Genomic DNA, 21,533 nt, shown 5'->3' on the forward strand with positions numbered 1-21,533 from the left:
AATTCCCACACCAACCATCATGAAAAGAAAGTTACTGTTGCTGGCCCCGTTGCTGGCTGTGGCAGTTGCCCCCGCCTGGGCGCAGCAACGCCGCGTGCAGGGGGTGGTTAAGTCGGACAAGGGCGAGGCCCTGCCCGGCGTAACCGTGGTAGTGAAAGGCACCAACACCGGGGCCACTACCGATGGCGAAGGCCGCTTCAGCCTGGCCGTGCCCGACAACGCCACGCTGCGCTTCAGCTACATTGGCTTTCTGCCGTATGAGGTGGCCGTGGGCAGCAAAACCGACCTCACGGTGGCGTTGAAGGAAGATAGCAAAACCCTGGACGACGTGGTAATTATCGGCTACCAGGCCGTGCAGCGCCGCGACGTAACGGGCTCCGTGTCCTCGGTGAATGCCCAGCAGATCAAGGATATTCCGGTAAACTCCGCCGCCGAGGCCCTCACCGGCCGCTTGGCCGGGGTGCAGCTCACTTCCTCCGAAGGCACGCCCGGCAACTTGGATGTGCGGGTACGGGTGCGGGGCGGTGGCTCGGTAACCCAGGACAACTCCCCGCTGTACGTAGTGGACGGTATCCAGATTGAAAACGCGCTGAGCGTTATTGCGCCCCAGGATATTGCCTCCGTGGACGTGCTCAAGGACGCCTCGGCTACGGCTATTTACGGGGCCCGGGGTGCCAACGGGGTAGTTATCATCACCACCAAAAAAGGCATCGAGGGTAAAACCGTTATCAGCTACAACGGCTTTGCCGGTTTCCGTCGCATCAGCAAGAAGCTGGGCGTGCTGGGGCCCGATGACTACCTGAACTACCAGTACGAGCGGGCTCAGCTGGCCGGGGCCACCGGACAGGGCGGTTTGACCGCCTTCGGCAAGCTGTTTGGCTCGCGTAACTACCTCAGCGACACGCTCAGCCGCGCCCGCCAGGCCCCGTTTGTGGACTGGCAGGACGAGGTGTTCGGGCGCGACGCCTTCCAGCAGACGCACAACCTCTCGGTGTCGGGTGGGGTGAAGGGCACTACCTACTCGCTGAGCCTGACGCGCAACGACGAGGACGGTATCCAGCGCGGCTCCGATTTCACCCGGAACCTCATCAACTTCCGCTTCGACACCAAGCCCATGGACCGCCTGCGGGTGGGCATGAACATGCGCTTCAACGACCAGACGGTGAACGGGGCGGGTACCTCCACCTCGGGCTCCAACGTAACCTCCCGCCTGCGCAATACCATCCAGTACATGCCCCTGATGGTGCCCAACGCCTCGGGCCAGGTGCTGGACCCCAACACCTTCGACGACGAGTTCTTCACCAACTCCTCGCTGGTAAACCCGGTGCTCACCATCGACAATGAGTACCGCCGCGACAAGCGCCGCACCTTTAACGTAGGCGCCAACGCGGCCCTCACGCTGGCCAAGGGCCTCACGTTGAGCTCCACGGCTGGTTTTGATATTACCAACTCGGAGCTGGGTACCTTCAACGGGCGGTACTCGCCTACCATCCGGCAGGCCGCCGGTGGTTATCTGAGTCTGCCCTTCGCCTCCATCACCACGGCCACCCAGAGCACCCTCAATAACTCCAATACGCTGAGCTACAACTGGGAGAAGGGCAAGCACCAGGTGGGGGCGCTGATTGGGGAGGAAATCTACCAGCAGCAAACCAAGCAGCAGTACATCCAGACCAACTTTCTGCCCCTGGATATTACCGCCGAGCGGGCTCTGGCCAACATCAACCAGGGCGTGCTGCCCACCGGCGTAACGGCCCAACCCGTGCTGCCCGGCACCAGCATCCCCACCGATTACCGTTTGCTTTCGGGCTTCGGCCGCCTCACGTATTCGTTCGACGACAAGTACCTGTTCACGGGTACCTTCCGGGGCGACGGTTCCTCCAAATTCCGGCGCGGCAACCGCTGGGGCTACTTCCCCGGGGCTTCGGTGGCCTGGCGCATTTCCAAGGAGGAATTCTTCAAGGGCGTACCGGCCGTGTCGGACCTGAAGCTGCGTTTGAGCTACGGCCAGGCCGGCAACAACCGCATCAACGACTTCCTCTACGACCAGCTGTACTCGGCCGGCAGCGCGCCCTACTACCTCAACCACTTGCAGGTGTTGGGGGCCGCCGCTACCACCTTGCCCAACCCCGATCTGAAGTGGGAAGTGACCACCTCCCGGGACTTTGGCGTGGACCTCTCGCTGTGGGATAACCGGGTGCAGTTTACCGGTGACGTGTACTACAACACCACCTCCGACCTGCTCATCAACCAGCCCATTCCACCGTTTTTGGGCTACACGTCCCAGCTGCGCAACATCGGCAAAACCTCCAACAAGGGCCTGGAGCTGCAGCTGACGGGTACCATCTTCAACAAGCCTAACTTCACCTGGACGGCCACGGCCAACGCCTCGCTCAACCGCGGCAAAATTGAAAGCCTAGGCTCGGGCCTGACGGAAATTCCGGGTATTGCCTCGGGCTGGGCCGGCACCGCCCTCAACCGGGACTATGTGGCCCGCGTGGGTCAGCCGGTGGGCCAGATGTACGGCTACGTTACGGATGGCTTCCTAACGGCCAACGACTTCGAGAGCTACAACGCCACCACCCAAACCTGGACGCCCAAAGCCGGCCTGGTAAACGACCTGGGCATCATCGGCGAAACGGCCTTCCGCCCCGGCCTCATCAAGCTGAAGGACCTGAACGGCGACGGGGTGATTAACGACCAGGACCAGACGGTTATCGGCAACGCCAACCCCAAAATTGCGGGTGGCCTGAACCAGCAGTTTACCTTCAAGAATTTCGACGCCAGCGTGTTCCTGAACTTCGTGCTGGGCAACGACATCTACAACGCCAACAAGATTGAGTTCACCTCCAACACGGCCAACACCGTGTTCAGCAACGTGCTGGATGTGATGAGCGACCGGTACCGGCTGGTGAACTCGGAAGGAGTACTGGTGACGGATATAAATGCGCTGAACCAGCTCAACCAGAACGCGAAAATCTGGACGCCCACCCGCAACTATTTCCTGCACTCTTGGGCCGTGGAGGACGGTTCGTTCCTGCGCGTGAACAACGTGACCTTCGGCTACACCCTGCCCAAGGCCCTCACCACCCGCGCCCACGTGCAGCAGCTGCGCTTCTACGTGACGCTCAATAACCTGTACACCTTCACTCGGTACTCGGGCTACGACCCGGAGGTGAACACGCGCCGCGCCACCCCGCTCACGCCGGGCGTCGATTACGCCGCTTACCCGCGCAGCCGCGCCTTCCTGTTCGGCCTGAACCTGTCCCTCTAATTCCCACTCCCAGTTGATATGAAATCCGCATTCACTTTTCGGGCCGCACTGGCTGGGCTGGCCTTGGCGGGCAGCGTCGGAGCATTGGTTTCCTGCAAAGATTACCTCGATGTGGAGCCCGTGGCCCTGAACACCACGGCCTACACCTTCAGCACCGTGGCCGGGGCTACGGCCGCCGTCATCGGGGCCTACGACCCGCTCTCGGGCGACCAGAGCTACGGCACCCGCGTGAGCATGTACTTCCCCTACGACTCCGACGAGATGATTGGCTCGGCGGGGGCGGCCGACGGGGCCCGGCGCAGCATTGCGCGCTACAAGTCGCTGCCCACCAACACGGAAATCACCAACCCCTGGAACACGCTGTACCAGGGCGTGGAGCGCAGCAACATCTGCATCCAGCAGATTCCGCAGATGGAGCTGTATACCAGCGGCGCTGCCGCCGATACGGCCGCCCTGCACCGCCTGCACGGCGAGGCCCTCACGCTGCGGGCCCAGTACTACTTTGAGCTGATTCGGAACTGGGGCGACGTGCCGGCGCAGTTCACGCCCTCGGTATCGGGCCAGGATTTCAACCTGCCCAACGCCGACCGCAACGCCACGCTCACCAAGCTGATTGCCGATTTACTGCAGGCCGAGAAGCTGGTACCCTGGCGCACCAAAGCCGGGGCCGCCAGTGAGCGAATCACGAAGGGCGCGGTGAAGGCTCTGCGGGCCCGCCTGGCCCTGTATCGGGGTGGCTACTCGCTGAAGGACGCTCAGATGACGCGCCCCGCCGACTACCTCGATTACTACCGCATTGCCCGCGACGAGTGCGCCTCGCTGCTGGCCAACCGCGCGGAGCACACCCTGAACGCCAGCTTCCTGGAGGTGTTCAAGAGCATCAACGAGCAACGCTCCGAGTCGGCCAACGAAATCATGTTCCAGGTGGGCATGGGCGGCTCCACGGCAGTGTCGGATAGCAAGCTGGGCTACTACAACGGGCCTCGTTTGAACGCCTCGCCCATCTATGGTTCCACGCAGGGCGCGGTAACGGTAGTGCCTACCTACTTCTACGCCTTCGACTCGCTGGATGCCCGCCGCGACGTGACAATCACCACGTACAGCATCCCGGCTACCAACTTCCAGACCGGTGTGGCCCTGGGCGCCATTACCGACGGCAAGTTCCGCCGCGACTGGCACAATCCCGCCATTCCGGGCACCGGCAACTACCTGGGCTACAACTGGCCCCTCATCCGCTTCGCCGATGTGCTGCTGATGTTTGCCGAAGCCGAAAACGAGCTGAACGGTCCCACCACGGCCGCCCAGAATGCCCTGCTGGAAGTACGCACCCGCGGCTTCGGCGGCAACCGCACCCGCGCGCTGCTGGGCCTCGATCTGACCTCGAAAGCCAGCTTCTTCAACGCTATTGTAAATGAGCGGTACCTGGAGTTTGGGGGCGAAGGCATCCGCAAGTACGATTTGCTACGCTGGAACCTGTTTGAGACCAAGCTGACCGAGGCCAAGGCCAATCTGCTGAAGCTGGCCCTGAACCAGGCCCCGTACCAGACGGTGCCCCAGTACATGTACTTCAAAACGCCCACGGCCATTGGTACCATTCAGTGGGCCCGGTCGTTCTACCGGCCTTCACCCGCCGCCACGCCCGCTGGCACTACCCGCGTAAACTGGCGTCAGGCCATTGATGCCGCCTACATTGCCAACACCCGGCCCACCGGTACGTCGGCCACCGTGGGCACCACCACGGCCGCCAGCACCGGTACCGGCCTCGCCGCCGAGTACGTGCCCGGCATGGGTAAGGAACTCCTGCCCATCCCACAAAGCACCCTGGCCGCCGACCCGGCCCTGAAGCAGAATTTCGGCTACTAAACACACCAGAACGTCATTCCGAGCAGCGCGAGGAATCTCGCGTGCTGACGTTGCTTCACTAGCCCAGGGTTTAAACCCTGGGCTACGGAGCGGCTGACGGTAGGATTACCACTGCAACCTCAGCACGCGAGATGCTTCGGCTGCGCCTCTGCATGACGTTCCTTCCTGTCACTATTCACCTTATCACCCCAATTCACCATGAACAACAAAACCTGGCAAACCGTGGGGGAGGGCGTGCAGCGGCAGGTGCTGACCTACGGGCCGGACCTGATGCTGGTGAAAGTGCGCTTTGCGGCCGGTGGTGTTGGCACGCGCCATCAGCACGTGCACAGCCAGATTACCTACGTGGAAAGCGGGGTGTTCCGGTGCACGGTGGGGGAGGAGGAAGTGGTGCTGCGGGCCGGCGAAACATTTTACGCTGCGCCTTTGGTGTGGCACGGCGTGGAGTGCCTGGAAGCCGGCGTACTGCTGGATTCCTTTAGCCCGATGCGGGAAGATTTTGTGTAACTGCGGCGTTTGGCGCACCTGAGTATGAAACGACTACTGACTTTGCTGTTCCTGCTGGTGGGGGTTGGGGAAATGGGAATCTTATCGGCCCAAGCCCAGCAGGTAACGGTGGCCGCGGATGGTTCGGGCGAGTTCCGGACCATCCAGGCGGCCATCAGCAGCCTCCCCGACGAGGCCAGCAAGCCCCGCACCATCTACATCAAAAACGGCACCTACCACGAAAAGGTGTACCTGGATAACAAGCAGAACCTGACCCTGAAAGGTCAGAGCGAAAAGGGCGTGGTGCTGACCTACAGCCAGGCCCGTGACGCCTGGCGCTGCGACCCGGCCGGCAGTACCGACGACTGGGGCGCGGCCACGCTGAACATGCGCAACTCGCCGGACATCACGCTGGAAAACCTGACGGTGCTGAACCCTTACGGCTTTGAGGCTGCCGGCGACGTGCTGATTCCCTGCCCGCAGGAAGCCAGCGGGCAGCGCAAGGTGAGCAAAACCGGCCACCAGTTTGCCCTGCGCGCCATGCCTGGTACCACCCGCCTCACCGTGAAGCACTGCACCTTCCGGGCCTTGGGCGGCGACACCGTAAGCCCCTGGGACGTGGACGCCGGCCTGTACCTGTTTGAGGACTGCACTATGGAAGGCGGGGTGGATTTCTATTGCCCCCGAGGCTGGGCCTACGCCGAAAACTGCCGCTTCATCTGCCACAACCCCAACGCCGCCATCTGGCATGATGGCACCGGGGAAATAGACCAGAAAACGGTGCTGAAAAACTGCCGCTTCGAGGGCGACCCGAACTTCAAGCTGGGCCGCTTCCACCGCGAATCCCAGTTCTACCTCATCAACTGCCGCTTCGCCAAGGAAATGGCCGATGCCGACATCTACTGGGCCCAGTCGGGGCCCGGAGCCCAGCAGTGGGGCCGCCGCGTGTATTACCAGAACTGCCACCGCGACGGGGGCGACTACGCCTGGCACCAGGACAACCTGAACACCGCCAAAGGCAGCCCGAAAGCCAAGCAAATCACCGCCGACTGGACGTTTGGGGGCCGCTGGTATCCGAAATCGAAGAAGCCCGCCACGGTGGCCCTGAAGCCGTCTAACCTCAACCGGGACATGTTTACGGCCCTGCCTCGCCAAACCATTGTCTCGGCCGAAACCAGCAGGGCTGCTGCTTTACCGGCCGTGCCGGCGGGCTCGGTAGCGCCCGCTACGCCCGTGCGGGACTCGGTGGCCGACCGCATGCTGGTGTACCAGCGCACGGTGGGCGGCTGGCCTAAAATGGTGAACGATGTGAAAGTGAAGTACGACCACCCACTCACGGCCGCTGAACGGGCTGCCACCCGCGACGACGCCGGCCGTAACGACGCCACCATCGACAACGAGGCCACCACCCGCGAAATCCGCTACCTGGTGGCCACCTTCCGCAGCACTCAGAACCTGGCTTACAAAGCCGGTGCTGAAAAAGGCATCCGCTACCTGCTGCAGATGCAGTACCCCAACGGCGGCTTCCCGCAGTACTACCCCGACCTGAGCAGCTACCGCCACCAGATTACCTACAACGACGACGCTATGGTGCGGGCCCTGCTGGTGCTACGCGACGTGGCCCGGGGGGCCAACGGCTTCTCGGTGGTAGATGGGGCCCTGGTAGAACCCGCCAAAAAGGCTGTGGACCGGGGTATCGACTGCATCCTGAAAACCCAGTACGTGCAGAACGGCCAGCTCACGGCGTGGTGCGCCCAGCACGATGAGAAAACCCTGCTGCCCGCCAAGGCCCGCGCCTTCGAGCTGGCCTCGCTCACCGGCATGGAAACCGTGAACATCGTGCGGTTTCTGATGGACACTGAAAGCCCCACGCCCGCCATCAAGAAGTCGATCGAAGCGGCGGTGGCCTGGCTGCAGGCCGTGAAGCTCACCGGCTACGCTATTAAAGATGTACCCGACCCCAAGCTGCCGAAGGGCTACGACCGGGTGATTGTGCCCGAAGCCGGCTCCACCATCTGGGCCCGCTTCTACGACCTCACCACCAACCAGCCTATCTACGTGGGCCGTGACTCAAAGCCGCACGCGGCCCTGTCGGATATCGAGGTTGAGCGCCGCACCGGCTACGCTTACGCCGGTACCTGGCCCGAAAAACTGCTCAGCCGCGACTATCCGCGCTGGCAACAAAAATGGAATACTGCGGCCCCGGCTGCGCCTAAGCAATAACGGTTTTTCTCATGCCGCAACTATCCACCCAGCTACTCTCCCAGGCGCCCACCGGGAACGTGCAACTCCCCCCGGCCAGCCTGCTGGCCCTGCCCGAAAAGGTGCTGCAATTTGGCACCGGCGTGCTGCTGCGCGGCTTGCCCGATTACCTCATCGACAAAGCCAACCGCCAAGGCATCTTCAACGGCCGTATTGTGGTAGTGAAAAGCACCGACGGCGGCGACATCGACGCGTTCCGCCGCCAGGACGGCTTGTACACGCTCGGCATCCGGGGCATTGAAGATGGCCGTGAGGTATCCGAAAACGTGGTGTGCTCGGCCATCAGCCGGGTGCTGTCGGCCAAAAGCCAGTGGGCCGACATTCTGGCTTGTGCCGCCAACCCCGAACTGATGGTAGTCATTTCCAACACCACGGAAGTGGGTATTCAACTGGTATCTGACGACATCACCCAATGGCCGCCCCAGTCGTTTCCGGGTAAGCTGCTGGCGTTTCTGCTGGCCCGCTACCGCGCGTTTTCGGGCGACAAATCCAAAGGCTTGGTGATTGTGCCCACCGAGCTGATTCCGGATAACGGTACCAAGCTGGAAAGCATTCTGCTGGAACAAGCTCACCGCAACGGCCTCAGTGCCGAGTTTATCGACTGGCTGGAAACCGCCAACCAAGTGTGCAATTCCCTGGTAGACCGCATTGTGCCCGGCCGCCCCGATGCCGCCACGCAGGCCGCGTTGGAAGCCGAGCTAGGCTACGAGGATGAGCTGCTGACCATGTCGGAGGTGTACACGCTGTGGGCCATTGAGGGCGATGCGCGCGTGAAAAGCGTGCTGAGCTTTGAGCAGGCCGACGCCGGCGTAGTAGTGCAGCCCGACATCAACCTGTTCCGGGAGTTGAAGCTGCGCCTGCTCAACGGTACCCACACGCTCAGCTGCGGGCTGGCTTTCCTGGCCGGTTTCCCCACGGTGCGTGAGGCTATGGACGATGCCGACGTGGCGAGCTTCATTCACAACCTGATGCTGGGCGACCTACTGCCGGGCATCCCATACGCGGTGGATGCCAAAACCGGGCAGCGCTTCGGCATGCAGGTGCTGGACCGGTTCCGCAACCCGGCTATTGAGCACCGCTGGCTGTCCATCAGCATGAACTACACGGCCAAGCTGCAGATGCGCTGCGTGCCTACGCTGCTGCACTACTACCGGCAGCTGCGCGCCGTGCCGCACTACATGGCTTTGGGTGTTGCCGCCTACCTGCGCTTCATGCGCGCCGAGCGGGAAGAGCAAGGCGTATGGTACGGCGAAGTAAACGGCCAGGAATACCCCATTCAGGACGAAAAAGCCAGCTACTACGCCGGCCTCTGGCAACGTCTGGAGCCTGCCGAGCTGACGCGCACCGTGCTGCACAACCAAGCCCTTTGGGGCCACGACCTGCTAGCCCTGCCCGGCTTTGCCGACTGTGTAACCCGTTACTTGGAGCAGCTGTTGGACCAGGGCGCCCGCGCCACCGTGGCCCAGGCCCTCAACCGAAAGACGGTGGTAGCTGGCTAACAGCTGAAACTGCTCTGAACTCATGACTTAAAATACTAACAGCCGCCTGCTGTTAGCCCCAATATGAAGCACCTGGTAGCTAAAATTCACCCCGACGATAATGTGCTGGTTGCCCTCCAGGATTTGCCCATCGGCACGCCCGTCACCTGGGAAGGCACCACCGTTACCACTACCGCCCGCATACCCGCCAAGCACAAGCTGGCCCTGCAATTTCTCGCCCCCGGCGACCCGGTGCACATGTACGGGGTGCTGGTAGGCAAAGCCGCCGCCGCCATTGAAACCGGCGGGCTGCTTACCACCAGCAACATCCGCCACGCCACCGACAGCTACGACGAGCACCAGCAGCGCCGCCAGGAGTGGCCCATGCCCGACGTAAGCCAGTGGCAGGAGCGCACTTTCATGGGCTACCACCGCGCCGATGGCAGCGTGGGTACGGCCAACTACTGGCTGGTTATTCCGCTGGTGTTTTGCGAGAACCGCAACATTCAGGTATTGGAAGAAGCTTTGGTGAATGACCTGGGGTACGCCCGTCGCAAAAGCTACCAGCCCCAAACCCAGGAGTTGATTTCGTTGATGCAGGCCGGCAAATCGGTGGAGGAAATTCTGGCCACCGACCTGCACTCCGCCGAAAACGGCCAGCACAAACCTCGCCTGTTCCCCAACGTGGATGGTATCCGGTTCCTCACGCACGAGGGCGGCTGCGGCGGTATCCGGCAAGATGCCCAAACCTTGTGCGGGCTATTGGCCGGTTACATCACCCACCCCAACGTGGCCGGCGCTACGGTACTCAGCCTGGGTTGCCAGAACGCGCAGGTGAGCATGCTGCAGGATGAAATCAACAAGCGCAGCCCCCACGGTTTCCAGAAGCCCCTCTACATTCTGGAGCAGCAGAAAATTGGCACCGAGGAAGCCTTGGTCAGCACGGCCCTGCGCCAGACGTTTGCCGGCCTGATGCTGGCCAACCAGCAAACCCGCCAGCCGGCCCCGCTCAACAAGCTGTGCATTGGGCTGGAGTGCGGCGGCTCTGATGGCTTCTCCGGCATTTCGGCCAACCCCGCCGTGGGCCACGTCTCCGATTTGTTGGTGGCCCTGGGTGGCTCCGTTATTCTGGCCGAATTCCCCGAACTCTGCGGGGTGGAGCAGGAATTGGTGGACCGTAGCGTGGATACAGCCACGGCCGAGCGGTTCAGCTCCCTCATGAAAGCCTACGGCGACTCCGCCGTGGCAGTGGGCTCGGGCTTCGACATGAATCCCTCGCCTGGCAACATCCGGGACGGGCTGATTACCGACGCCATGAAATCGGCTGGGGCGGCCCGCAAGGGTGGTTCCTCCCCGGTAGTGGCCGTGCTCGACTACCCCGAGTCCGTGACCAAGCCCGGCCTCAACCTGCTCTGCACTCCCGGCAACGACGTGGAATCCACCACGGCCGAAGTGGGCTCGGGCGCGACGGTGGTGCTGTTTACTACCGGGCTGGGCACGCCCACCGGCAACCCCATTGCCCCGGTAGTCAAAATCAGCAGCAACACGGCTTTGGCCCAGCGCATGCCCGATATCATCGACCTGAACACCGGCACTGTCATCGACGGGGAAGAAACCATTGAGCAGGCCGGCGCCCGTATCCTTGACTACGTGGTGCGCGTGGCCAGCGGGGAGGAGGTTGCCGCCGTGCGCCACGGCCAAACCGACTTTATTCCCTGGAAACGGGGTGTCTCTTTATAGTTTCTATTTGCTGGTTTCTGGTTGAGAATAGCAGCAGGAGCCCCAAACTAGCAACCAGAAACCAGCAACTAGAAACCACTAACCAATCACCTCCGGATACCGGAATCGTTTGCGTAGAAAAAAACGGTTTTAGTCCTTTCAAAAGGCGCTTGGCCTTCCTGAGGCCGGTACCTTTACCCTCCACCTACTCTTTTGCTTCTGAGGCTCCCGCCCCATTTTCTTAGCTGACTATGAAGCCCTTCCTCAACGACGATTTTCTGCTGCAAACCGAAACGGCCCGCACGCTCTACCGCGAGTATGCTCAGCAGATGCCCATCATCGACTACCACAACCACCTGCTACCCGGACAGATTGCCGAGGACAAGCAGTTTGTGAATATCACCCAGGTGTGGCTCTACGGCGACCATTATAAGTGGCGGGCCATGCGGACCAACGGCGTCCCGGAGCGCTACATCACTGGCGACGCTTCCGACTGGGAGAAGTTTGAGAAGTGGGCCGAAACCGTGCCCCAAACCGTGCGCAACCCCCTCTACCACTGGACGCACTTGGAGCTGCAGCGTTACTTCGGCATCACGGAGCTGCTGAGCACGGCCTCAGCCCGACGCATCTACGACCAGTGTAATGCCCTGCTGCAAGCCCCCGAGTACTCGGTACGCAATCTGCTGCGCAAGATGAATGTAGAGGCCCTCTGCACCACTGACGACCCGGCCGACTCCCTGGAGCATCACCGTGCCCTGCAGGCCAGTGGCTTCGAAATTCAGGTGCTGCCCACGTTCCGCCCCGATAAGGCTATGGCCGTGGAAGATGCTGCCAGCTACAACGCCTACTTGGATAAACTGGGCCAGTCGGCGGCCGTGGATATTCAAACCTACCACGACCTGCAAACCGCCCTGCGCCTGCGCCACGACTACTTCGCGGCCCTGGGCTGCCGTCTTTCCGACCATGGCCTGGAGCAGATGTACGCCGCCGACTACACCGACGCGGAAATCAACGACATCTTTTTGAAGATTCGGGGAGGGGAGGAGCTGAGCCCGGCCGAAGTGCTGCAGTTTAAATCGGCTATGCTGGTGCTGCTGGCCGAAATGGACTGGGAGAAAGGCTGGACCCAGCAGTTTCACCTGGGCGCATTGCGCAACAACAACTCTCGCATGCTGCGCCAACTCGGCCCCGATACCGGCTGGGACTCCATCGGCGACTTCTCGCAGGCCCGGGCGCTGTCCAGCTTCCTCAACCGCCTCGATTCGCAGGACAAGCTGGCCAAAACTATCCTCTACAACCTCAATCCCGCCGACAACGAGCTGATGGCCACCATGGTGGGCAACTTCAACGACGGCTCGGTGGCCGGCAAGGTGCAGTTTGGTTCCGGCTGGTGGTTCCTGGACCAGAAGGACGGGATGGAAAAGCAAATCAACGCCCTAAGCAACATGGGCCTGCTGAGCCGCTTCGTAGGCATGCTCACCGATTCGCGCAGCTTCCTCTCATACCCCCGCCACGAGTATTTCCGCCGGGTGCTCTGCAACTTGTTCGGCACCGACGTGGAAAACGGCGAGCTGCCTGCCGATATGGAGCTGCTGGGCAGCATCGTGCAGAACATTTGCTACCACAACGCCAAGGCGTATTTTGGCTTCGAGAAAGTAGCGGCAGAAGCGGCGTCGGTGGCGGTGTAAGTAAAAAAGCAGCCCGAAAACTGGGCTGCTACCTAAAGTCCAAGCATCTTTACCAACTCACCACAATCGATTGTGTAAATAAAGGCTAATTTTCACGCCAACTGCCTCGCACAATCAACGGAAGTCGCCCAACATGAAGCAAGTTGTCACCTTTGGTGAGATTATGATGCGGTTGTCGCCCCCGCAGTATCAGCGGTTGTCGCAGGCTGCCTCGCTGGACGTGACCTATGGTGGGGGAGATGCCAACGTGGCGGCCGGGCTAGCCTACTTGGGCGTACCAGCGGCCCACGCTGGGTGCTTCCCCGATAACGCCGTGGGCCACGCTGCGGCGCAGCATTTCCAGCACCACGGAGTAGACATGAGCCACTGCGTATTTCGGGGGCAGCGGCTGGGGCTGTATTTCCTGGAAGTAGGCGCTTCACTGCGGGCCAGCCGCATCGTGTACGACCGGTACGACTCGGCCTTTGCCAACCTGCAGCCGGAGTGGTTTAACTGGGACACGGTGTTCAAGAATGCGCAATGGCTGCACTGGACGGGCATCACGCCCGCTATTTCAGCCACGGCGGCCCAGGCTACAAAACAAGCCATTGCCGCCGCCCGCCGCCTGGGGCTCACCGTGTCGGCTGATGTAAACTACCGCCGCAACCTGTGGCAGTACGGGCAGCGCGCCCAGGATGTGATGCCCGAACTGGTAGCCGGTTGCGACTTGGTGGTGTGCACCGAAGGCGACGCCGAGGACCTGTTCGGTATCAAGCCCGAAGCCGGGGCCGAAAACAGCTTCGTATCCATGAGCCAGCAACTGATGGCGCGGTTTCCGCAGATCAAGCAGGTTATTGCCACCCGCCGCAATACTCAAAGCGCCTCCCACGAGCGAATCCGGGGTATTGCCTACAGCGGAGGCGAGTATTTTGAAACCGAGGACTTTGACATCAACCCCGTGGTGGACCGCATTGGCGGCGGCGACTCCTTCATTTCCGGTTTCATCTACGGCCAGCTGACCTACCCCACGGTGCCGCAGGCCCTCACGTTTGCCACCGCCGCCTCGGCCCTCAAGCACACCATCCCCGGCGACATCAACTTAGTAACCGCTGCCGAGGTGGAGCACATTGTAGCCGGCAACACCACCGGCCGCTTACTCAGGTAGTTTCTAGTTGCTGGTTTCTGGTTGCTAGTTGTTAGGTAAACCAGAAACCAGCAACCAGAAACCAGCAACCAGAAACCAGCAACTAGAAACTCAATAAGAAATGCCCCGCTTCACCTCCGACCATATACTCAAAACCGTGCTGCGCTACCCGGTGGTGCCGGTGTTCTTCCACGCCGATGCGGCCTATGCCAAGCGGATTCTGGAGGTATGCTACGCCGGCGGACTGCGGGTGTTTGAATTCACCAACCGCGGGGCCAATGCTTTTGAAGTATTTACAGAGCTGGTAGCCCACGTGCAGGCCAACTGCCCCGATATGGTGCTAGGTATCGGCACCATTTACACCGCAGAGGATGCCGAGCGGTTTATTGAGGCCGGCGCTGATTTTGTGGTGCAGCCCTGCCTCACGGAAGAAGTGGCTGGCGTGTGCCGCCGCAGCGGTACGCCCTGGCTGCCCGGCACCATGACGGTTTCGGAGGTGTACCACGCTACCCGCCTGGGCGCGGCCGTGGTGAAGATCTTCCCCGGCAATGTGCTGGGGCCGGGCTTCATCAAAAGTCTGCGCGGACCCATGCCTACCGTGCCCTTAATGGTAACCGGTGGGGTAGAGCCCACCGAGGAAAGCCTGCGCGAATGGTTTGACGCGGGCGTGAACGTGGTGGGCATGGGCTCCCAACTCTTCAAGAATGCCGACGATTCCGAAGCCCTGCAGCAACTCATTGCCCGGCTGCTGGCCTTCACCGCTACCCGGTAAAAGCGCCGCCCACCGGCTGCTTTTCGCTTGCCGCCTCCGGGTGGCCTTTCCATCTGAGTACTTCCCACTGAATTCCCGAACTCGATGATACAAACTCCCACTGCTCCTGCCACTGCCGCTCCGGCCGCCACGGCGGTTGGCCGGTACCGCTGGACGATTTGTGCGCTGGTGTTCTTCGCCACCACCATCAACTACCTCGACCGGGCCGTTATTTCCCTGCTCAAGCCCACCCTGGAAAAGGTGTTCAGCTGGAATGCCGGCGACTACGCCAACATCGAGTTGGCCTTTAAAGTAGCCTACGCCGTGGGTATGATGGGGGTGGGCCGCGTAATTGATAAGCTGGGCACCAAAACCGGCTATGCTCTTTCTACGCTGCTGTGGAGCCTGGCGGCCATGGGCCACGCCCTGGTGAGCAGCACGGTGGGTTTCTCGGTGGCGCGGGCATTTCTGGGCGTTACGGAAGCCGGCAACTTCCCGGCGGCCATCAAAACCACGGCCGAGTGGTTTCCGCAGCGGGAGCGGGCCCTGGCTACCGGTATTTTCAACTCGGGCTCCAACGTGGGCGCTATCCTGGCTCCGCTCACGGTGCCGTTTATTGCCGCCGCCAGCACCAACGGCTGGAAGTGGGCCTTCCTGATTACCGGGGGGCTGGGCTTTATCTGGCTTGTGCTGTGGTATGTGTACTACGAGGTGCCCGCCCGCCACGCCCGCCTTACCAAAGCCGAGTTCGACTACATCCACAGCGACGTGGACGATATGGCGGCCGTAGCTGTGGAAACCCAGCCTAAGATTTCCTGGGGCCAGCTGCTGCGGGTGCGCCAGACCTATGCCTTCATCTTCGGCAAATTCCTGACCGACCCCATCTGGTGGTTCTACCTGTTCTGGCTGCCCGACTTCCTGAATAAGCAATACGGCCTGCAGAACACCGCCGTGGCCCTGCCCGTGGCGCTGGTGTACATCCTGTCCAGCGTGGGCAGCATAGGCGGGGGCTGGATTCCGCTGCGCCTCATCAAAGGTGGCATGCCCGCTTTCCAGGCCCGTAAGATTTCGATGCTGATTATTGCCCTGTGCGTGCTGCCCATCGTGTTTGCCCAGTACCTGGGGCAGCTGAATATGTGGCTGGCCGTGCTGGTAATTGGCGTTGCCGCTGCTGCTCACCAGGCCTGGAGCGCCAACATCTTCTCCACCGCCTCCGATATGTTCCCGAAGCGGGCCGTGGCCTCCGTAACTGGCCTGGGCGGCATGGCCGGCGGCCTGGGTGGTATTCTGCTCACGGCCCTGGTGCAGAAGCGCATGTTTGTGTACTACGAAAGCATCGGGCAGCTGAACAAGGCCTACTTCATCATGTTCCTGATTTGCGGGGGCGCCTACCTGTTGGCCTGGGTGCTGATGCAGGTGTTTGCCCCCCGCATGCAAATGATTCGCTTCGACGAACCCGCCGCCAAGTAAACGAGGCGGCTGTAAGCAGACTCTCAACCATGAAAAACTTGCTGATACTGCTGGTCCTGCTGGGGCTGGCCGGGCCGCTGCGTGCCGTTGCGCAGGCTTCCAAGAAAGACCAAACCGCCGCCAAAGAGGTGGAACTGCTGGAGCGCCAGCGCTTCGAGGCCCAGGTGAAAAAGGACTACGCCGTGCTGGAACGGGTGTTTGCCGACGACCTGGTGTACACCCACTCCAACGGCAAGCAGAACAACAAGCAGGAGTACATCCAGAGCATCCGGGACGGTAAAAGCCAGTACGACAAGATTGAGGTGGAAGCCCTGAATGTGCGCGCCTACAACGACGGCCGCACGGCCGTGGTCAACGGCACCATCACCATCACCCTCCCCAACAAACCCGATGGCACTCCCAACCTAGCCCACCTCAAGTACGTGGTGGTACAGGTGAAAGACGCCAAAAAAGGCTGGCAGGTGGTGCTCTGGCAAAGCCAAAAACAGCCCGACGCCAAAAGCTAAAAACGTACCCGTAGCGTTTGGGGCCGCAGTCCGGCGCAAGCAACTCACTCATTCAATTACCCTCCACCCGGAATGCACCCGCGCGCATTCTGCGGGCTCCTCTGTCCCTATTCGTGCTATGAATTTGTCTGTTGAAAACCGCATTGCCCAGCCGGTGGGCACTACCCTGGAGCGCTATATCATGCGCAAACAGGCCGAGTTTCCGTTTGCCACCGGCGAGTTGAGCCAGTTGCTGCGTGACATTGCGTTGGCCGGCAAAATCGTGAACCGGGAAGTGAACCGGGCGGGCCTCACCAGCATCATCGGGGCCATGGGCCAACAGAACGTGCAGGGCGAGGCCCAGCAGAAGCTGGATGTGGAAGCCAATATCCGCTTCATCCGGGCTCTTACCAATGGGGGCGAGGCCTGCGCCGTGCTCAGCGAGGAGGAGGACGACATCATCCACACCGGCAACTGCCAGGGCAAGTACGTGGTGGCCATCGACCCGCTCGACGGCTCCAGCAACATCGACGTCAACATCAGCATCGGCACCATTTTCAGCATTTACCGCCGCGTAACGCCGGTGGGGGAGCCCGCCACTGCCGCCGATTTTCTGCAGGGTGGGCGGCGGCAGGTGGCCGCGGGCTATATTCTGTACGGCTCCAGCACTATGCTGGTGTACACCACCGGCCACGGCGTGGCGGGCTTCACCTACGAGCAGTCGTTGGGGGAGTTTTTCCTCTCGCACCCCAGCATCACCATCCCGGCCAGCGGCAACGTGTTCAGCTGCAACGAAGGCTACTGGTTTGATTACCCCGAATACGTGCGCCATTACCTCACGGAGTGCAAGCGCCAGGGCCAGAGCGGGCGCTACGTGGGTTCCCTGGTGGCCGATTACCACCGCAACCTGCTCACGGGTGGCATTTACCTGTATCCGCCCACCGGCAAGAACCCCCAGGGCAAGCTGCGCATCCTCTACGAAGCCTTCCCGCTGGCCTACCTGATTGAGCAGGCCGGGGGCCGGGCCGAAACCGGCACCGGGCCGGTGCTGGATATTGAGCCAACTGACTTTCACCAACGCAGTCCATTATTTGTGGGTTCTCCGGAACTGGTAGCCAAGCTGTTGGCTGCTGCGGAACCAGCAGCCTAAAACCCGTAGAAATTCCAGCTAGTTTAAGCATGTGGTTTAGGCAGATTGCCCGAACCGTGTACCTTGACGCGCAATGCTCCGGTTATGGCCGGAGCCTGTGCAACCCAACACCTCTTCCCTCATGGCAAAAATTGTTTCTCCGCAGGTTGAGTTTGGCTTCCTGCTGCAACAAACCAAAAACGTCACGCCCGAAATCTTCACGGCCGACGGCAACGGCTACCTGAATTTGCTAGAAGGCCGCTGGCAGGAGCCCGGCACGCCCCGCCCGTTCACCTCACCCATTGATGGCTCCGAAATCGGCAGCCTGCCCATGCTTAGCCGCGAAGTGGCCCTGCGCGCCGTGCAGGCCGCCAAAAAGGAAGCCGCCGACTGGGCCCGCGTGGACCTGGATGAGCGTAAGCGCCGGGTGCAGGACTGCCTCAACCAGCTGCGCGACAACGTGGAGCTGATTGGCAAGCTGCTAATGTGGGAAATCGGCAAGACCTACAAGCTGGGCTTCACCGACATTGACCGCGCCATTGAGGGCGTACAGTGGTACGTGGACAACATTGAAGGCATGCTGGGCCAGCGCAAGCCCCTGGGCTTGGTGAGCAACATTGCCTCCTGGAACTACCCCATGTCGGTGCTGCTGCACGCGGTGCTGGTGCAGGTGCTGTGCGGCAACGCCGTTATTGCCAAAACGCCCACCGATGGCGGGTTTATTTCCCTCAGCCTGACCTTCGCCATTGCCCGCCGTTGCGGCCTGCCCGTTACGCTGGTGAGCGGCTCGGGTGGGGAGCTGAGCGACGTGCTGGTGAAAAATGAGGCCGTGGATTGCCTCTCATTCGTGGGCGGCCGCTACAACGGCCGCAACATTGCCGATGCCCTCTCGCAGGAGCACAAACGCTACATGCTGGAAATGGAAGGCGTGAACACCTACGGCATCTGGAACTTCAGTGACTGGGACGGCCTCTCTGACCAACTTAAAAAGGGCTACGACTACGGCAAGCAGCGTTGCACTGCCTACGTGCGCTTCGTGGTGGAGCGGCGCTTGTTCCCGCAGTTTGTGGAAACCTACTGGAACACCATCAAAGGCCTCAAAATTGGTAACCCCACGCTGGTTGATTCCGCTGATGATAAGCTGCCCGACCTGGCGTTTGGCCCCGTTATCAACAAAGCCCAGGCCGAAGACCTGGACCGCCTCTACGCCGACGCGCTGAAAACCGGTGCCACGCCCATCTACGAAGGCAAGCTGGATGATAGCCTGTTCCTGCCCGGTCAGGACCGCTCGGCCTACCGCGCCCCCCGGGCCTTGGTGAACCTGCCGCGCCAAAGTGAGCTGTACTTCAAAGAGCCCTTCGGCCCCATCGACAGCATTGTGCTGGTGGACCGAGTGGAGGAACTGGTGGGCGAAATGAACATCAGCAACGGGGCTCTGGTAGGGGCCCTAGCGTCGGATGATGAGAAGTGGGCGGCTCGCACCGCCAAAGAAGTGCGCGCCTTCAAAATGGGCATCAACAAGCTCCGCTCCCGCGGCGACCGGGAAGAGGTATTTGGGGGCCTGGGTGAATCGTGGAAAGGGGCCTTCGTGGGTGGCAACCTGTTGGTAGAAGCCGTAACCGAGGGCGACAAACCGGTGCTGGGCAACTTCCCCGAGGCTACCCTGCTGCCTGAGAAAATCTAAGCGGACTTCTTTTGTTAAATATCCACAGCTCTCCGCTAAACATGGTTTAGCGGGGAGCTGTGGTTTTATACTGTTGTTTCGGGCGGAATAAACCTTACTTTTTCTTCAGCGGAATCCGGTAGCCCACGCGTAGGTTCAGTTGGTGCAGACGGGCAAAGTTGGTGGCGGCGTAGGGGTAGAGCGTGAATCCGGTCCGGCCCAGCCGTAAGTCGGCGCTGACGAAGCCCATACCAGCGTCAGGCTGATTTTTAGCAAAGGCCATTCCCATCAGCACATGACGGCCATCCAGCCTGCCCAGGCCCGAGCCTAAGCCCAGTCGGGCGGTTGGGTTGCCTACGCCCAGGCCGCCCCGGTTCACGTCAGCCTGCAGGTAGAGCTTTTCCCGAACCCCAATCCATGCACCTAAGTCGAGAGTCACGTTCCGAAAATCAGTGTTTTTGATGTCACTCTGCTGGCCCTGATGGCGCAAGCGCCCCACATGCAGCCCCGCCCGGTAGCCGAGGCCAAACTTCCCAGGGTGCACTTCGGTGCTCCACTCAGCATATGGGTTGATGCTGAACAGCCGGTGGGTGCTGTCCGTCTCACTCAGCAATGTGCCCGTAATGGGGTCAATAGCCTGGTAGTGAATTTTGTCCTGGCCTCGCCACACGCCCACCCCGAAAGTGGTATGATGGGCGTTATCCTTGTGCAGTTCCACGGTGCCGCCCCGCACGACGTATCGGTGGTCGTAGGTAGTGCGGGTGACGGGGCCGGAGCATCCGCCGCCGCCTTCTTCCACGTCCTCAAAATAGGTGCCGTTACCGGCTCCGGCCGTAATTTCCAGCGTGGTGGTAGTAGAATCAAGCGGCACCTGGCTGGTGAGCAGAAACACGCCGCTGGCCAGCACCAGCGGCAAAGCCACACGGCCAGGTTGCAGCTGCCGGGCTGAGCCCTGCAGAGCGGCTCCGGCTTCCAGCGTCAACAACGCTAGCAGCAGGGCTTTCATTACCAGTACTTCGGGGCGGGCCAGCGCAGTGCCGCCAAGCCATGCCGTAATCAGCAGCAGCAAGGCCACCAACAACAGGTTGAGCGTGGGCTTCGTGGAGGGCAGATTCTCGTACTGGTTGCCAGTAGTTGGCCGCTGCCGGACCCGCCACAGCCAGAAACCCAACACCAGCGGCGTTACCATCAACAGCACCCATTGCAGCTGGTTCATTACCAGGCCGGCGTGCTCGTGCAGGGCTCCGCCCACCGGCTCGCTGGCCGGGTCGCGCCAAAACTCAATAAGCCAGCGCCCAGCCAGCAGCAGCCCCAGGTGCAGCAGGTTGCGGCTGCCGCCCGGCCAGAGCTTATGGCGCGTGAACACCAACAAAATGCCTACGCCAGCACACAATAGCAAGGTGTACAGCTGGGTAGGGTGCACCGGTAACGAATGAGTAGCGTCCAGTGGAATAGCGCCGCGCATGGCCTGCGCCACGTACGGCCAGGTGCCTGGCCCGTAGGTCAGGCCCCAGCTGCCATCGGTCAGTTCCCCAAAGCAGCACCCCGTCAGCACACAGCCCACGCACTGAATAGTCAGGGCCACGCACATGGGCAGGGCAAACGCATCGAACATGTGCCAGCTAAATCCAAACGGCTTGCGCAACGCCAGCAGCACGAGCGTGCCACTGATGGCCCCACCCAGCACGGTGCGGGCCCCCGCCGCGGGCCATTGTCCAGTAGTCAGTAGCTGTTGCCACTCAGCCCCGGAAAAGGCGAGCAGCTTGGTTCCGAGAATGAAGGCTAGGGTGGAGGAGGCCAGCACTACCAGCCAGGAGCGCATGGCATATCCGCGCCGCCAGCCTTCCCGCAGCAACAGTAGAAGGTTCAGGCCAAAGGCCAGCACATAAAACGTGGTGTAATAATGGGCGTGAGCGGAGGCCGGCACAGCCCATTGCAAGGCGGGATAAGCGGATAGAAAATTCATTGCGTAGTTGGTAAATGAAAGGCCGCTTCTGGACTGGAAATGTCAGTAAAAAAGCCGCTCCCATCTACCATAAGCAGGTATGCAGGAGCGGCTGGATACAGAGGTAACAACCAGTCGGCTAAAGGAGGGCGGTGTGACCCGGCACAGCAATAGAGAGGGTGAATAACTGGTTGAAAGGT

Annotated in this window: 14 protein-coding genes; 13 read left to right on the plus strand and 1 reads right to left on the minus strand. The window is 61.3% G+C overall.

Annotation, left to right across the window (positions count from 1 at the left end; translation table 11 throughout):
- The first annotated feature begins 19 nt into the window (after positions 1-19).
- The 13 genes from LF252_RS03485 (at position 20) to LF252_RS03545 (ending at position 19,409) form a co-directional block, all read left to right on the plus strand.
- On the plus strand, positions 20-3,271 hold the full coding sequence (locus LF252_RS03485) for a SusC/RagA family TonB-linked outer membrane protein (protein ID WP_226267586.1): 3,252 nt from the start codon (positions 20-22) through the stop codon (positions 3,269-3,271).
- Between the two features lie 18 nt (positions 3,272-3,289).
- Entirely contained in the window at positions 3,290-5,134 is a 1,845-nt protein-coding gene (locus LF252_RS03490) for a RagB/SusD family nutrient uptake outer membrane protein (protein WP_226267587.1), read from the plus strand.
- Between the two features lie 198 nt (positions 5,135-5,332).
- Positions 5,333-5,641 carry a cupin domain-containing protein gene (locus LF252_RS03495; RefSeq protein WP_226267588.1) on the plus strand — a complete coding sequence of 103 codons (309 nt, stop codon included), beginning with the start codon at positions 5,333-5,335 and terminating at the stop codon, positions 5,639-5,641.
- A 24-nt stretch (positions 5,642-5,665) separates the two neighbouring features.
- The gene (pelA, locus tag LF252_RS03500) at positions 5,666-7,843 is read left to right on the plus strand and encodes a pectate lyase (RefSeq protein ID WP_226267599.1); all 2,178 of its coding nucleotides are present in this window, start codon (positions 5,666-5,668) and stop codon (positions 7,841-7,843) included.
- Positions 7,844-7,854: 11 nt separating this feature from the next.
- A complete protein-coding gene (locus LF252_RS03505) occupies positions 7,855-9,381 on the plus strand; it encodes a tagaturonate reductase (RefSeq protein ID WP_226267602.1) in 1,527 nt (508 codons plus the stop codon).
- 63 nt (positions 9,382-9,444) lie between these two features.
- Positions 9,445-11,100, plus strand: a complete 1,656-nt coding sequence (locus tag LF252_RS03510; protein WP_226267604.1) for a UxaA family hydrolase — start codon at positions 9,445-9,447, stop codon at positions 11,098-11,100.
- Positions 11,101-11,330: 230 nt separating this feature from the next.
- On the plus strand, positions 11,331-12,767 hold the full coding sequence (gene uxaC, locus LF252_RS03515) for a glucuronate isomerase (RefSeq protein ID WP_226267607.1): 1,437 nt from the start codon (positions 11,331-11,333) through the stop codon (positions 12,765-12,767).
- A 133-nt stretch (positions 12,768-12,900) separates the two neighbouring features.
- On the plus strand, positions 12,901-13,911 hold the full coding sequence (locus LF252_RS03520) for a sugar kinase (RefSeq protein WP_226267609.1): 1,011 nt from the start codon (positions 12,901-12,903) through the stop codon (positions 13,909-13,911).
- A gap of 100 nt (positions 13,912-14,011) precedes the next feature.
- The gene (locus LF252_RS03525) at positions 14,012-14,662 is read left to right on the plus strand and encodes a beta/alpha barrel domain-containing protein (RefSeq protein WP_226267611.1); all 651 of its coding nucleotides are present in this window, start codon (positions 14,012-14,014) and stop codon (positions 14,660-14,662) included.
- An 84-nt stretch (positions 14,663-14,746) separates the two neighbouring features.
- Positions 14,747-16,111, plus strand: coding sequence for an MFS transporter (locus tag LF252_RS03530; protein ID WP_226267613.1), 1,365 nt, complete (start codon positions 14,747-14,749; stop codon positions 16,109-16,111).
- Between the two features lie 29 nt (positions 16,112-16,140).
- A complete protein-coding gene (locus tag LF252_RS03535) occupies positions 16,141-16,617 on the plus strand; it encodes a nuclear transport factor 2 family protein (RefSeq protein WP_226267615.1) in 477 nt (158 codons plus the stop codon).
- A gap of 118 nt (positions 16,618-16,735) precedes the next feature.
- Positions 16,736-17,746 carry a class 1 fructose-bisphosphatase gene (fbp, locus tag LF252_RS03540; RefSeq protein WP_226267626.1) on the plus strand — a complete coding sequence of 337 codons (1,011 nt, stop codon included), beginning with the start codon at positions 16,736-16,738 and terminating at the stop codon, positions 17,744-17,746.
- Between the two features lie 121 nt (positions 17,747-17,867).
- Positions 17,868-19,409: an aldehyde dehydrogenase family protein gene (locus tag LF252_RS03545; RefSeq protein WP_226267628.1), complete on the plus strand. Its 1,542-nt coding sequence runs from the start codon at positions 17,868-17,870 to the stop codon at positions 19,407-19,409.
- 94 nt (positions 19,410-19,503) lie between these two features.
- On the opposite strand, the gene LF252_RS03550 is transcribed toward LF252_RS03545, so the two are convergent.
- A complete protein-coding gene (locus tag LF252_RS03550) occupies positions 19,504-21,354 on the minus strand; it encodes a prolipoprotein diacylglyceryl transferase family protein (RefSeq protein WP_226267630.1) in 1,851 nt (616 codons plus the stop codon).
- Positions 21,355-21,533: the final 179 nt, after the last annotated feature.

It is taken from the genome of Hymenobacter pini (assembly GCF_020421205.1).
Lineage (GTDB): Bacteria > Bacteroidota > Bacteroidia > Cytophagales > Hymenobacteraceae > Hymenobacter > Hymenobacter pini.